At 55.1% G+C, this 1,141-nt stretch carries 2 protein-coding genes; both read left to right on the forward strand.

Annotation, left to right across the window (positions count from 1 at the left end):
• Positions 1-59 precede the first annotated feature (59 nt).
• Positions 60-608, forward strand: coding sequence for a winged helix-turn-helix domain-containing protein (locus IQ246_RS29740; RefSeq protein ID WP_194006865.1), 549 nt, complete (start codon positions 60-62; stop codon positions 606-608).
• Complete coding sequence (locus tag IQ246_RS30065) at positions 536-1,132, forward strand: IS630 family transposase (RefSeq protein WP_208492367.1); 597 nt, start codon at positions 536-538, stop codon at positions 1,130-1,132. Before IQ246_RS29740 ends, IQ246_RS30065 begins: the two co-directional genes overlap by 73 nt.
• Positions 1,133-1,141: the final 9 nt, after the last annotated feature.

Below are 1,141 nucleotides of genomic sequence, written 5' to 3' on the forward strand. Positions count from 1 at the left end.
ATTCCATTTCCAATTCAATAGTGCAATAATATACTCCATCACCACAGATGGAGAACCCCATGGCACGTCCAGTCACTGGAGATGAGCAAGCGATAGAACATGCATTGCAGGTCATCTCCCAAGCCACCACAGTAGAGCAACTGCGCCAAGCGCAGGCGGTCGTATTGCCGCTTGTCTATGGTTTGAGCTTGGAGCAGACTGCCCAAGTCACAGGGGTATCGCTGGGCTGGGTCTGCCAGCTTCGCCGTCGCTTCATCGCAGGCGATGTGGCCGGTACGCCAGAGATGCCTTGTGCGGGCGGACGCAGACGACAGAACATGACCGTCGAGCAAGAAGCACAGTTTCTCGCCTCCTTCATTGACAAGGCGCAGGCTGGTGGCGTTCTGGTGGTGGGCGACATCAAAACCGCTTTGGAGGAGCGCTTAGCGCGTGAAGTAGCCAAGTCATCGGTCTACAACTTGCTTCACCGTCATAACTGGAGAAAGCTGGTGCCCGACAAGCGCCACCCCAAAAGTGATCCTGCGGCCCAGCTGGAGTGGAAAAAAAACTCCCCGAAACGCTCCAAAGCATCATTGCAGACTGGGCAGACGGCCAGCCCATCAAGCTGATGTTTCAGGACGAGGCGCGCTTTGGGCGCATCTCGGACGTGCGCAGGTGCTGGGCACCCTACCCGATTCGACCTTTGTGTCAGGCGATGTTGACCCACGAGTACACCTATGCGTATGGTGCAGTCGATATCTGCACAGGTCAATTCGACAGCCTGATCTTGCCTCACGTGAATACCGAATGCATGCAGGTGTTTCTCGATGAGGTCTCCAAGCGCTACCCCGGCGAGCGCATCGTGATGGTGATAGACGGCGCGGGCTGGCATCGCAGTGGCAAGCTCAAAGCGCCACACAACATCCATTTGCTGCAACTACCGCCTTATGCGCCTGAACTCAACCCGGTGGAGCATATCTGGGATGAGCTGCGCGAGAAGTTCTTTCACAACAGCGTGTTCGCGTCTTTGGATGCGTTGGAGAGGCATTTGGAGGCGGGGCTGCTCAGCTTGGAGCAACACAGCGAAGTGGTCACCTCTATCGTCTCTTGGGATTGGATTATGCAAGCACTTATTACTTCATTTATGAAATAGAAATGGAAT

This window comes from aff. Roholtiella sp. LEGE 12411, assembly GCF_015206995.1.
GTDB lineage: Bacteria > Cyanobacteriota > Cyanobacteriia > Cyanobacteriales > Nostocaceae > Komarekiella.

Excerpts from the sequence above, each read along its gene's own strand:
- IQ246_RS29740 (WP_194006865.1), top strand. The coding sequence starts at position 60 with ATGGCACGTCCAGTCACTGGAGATGAGCAAGCGATAGAACATGCATTG.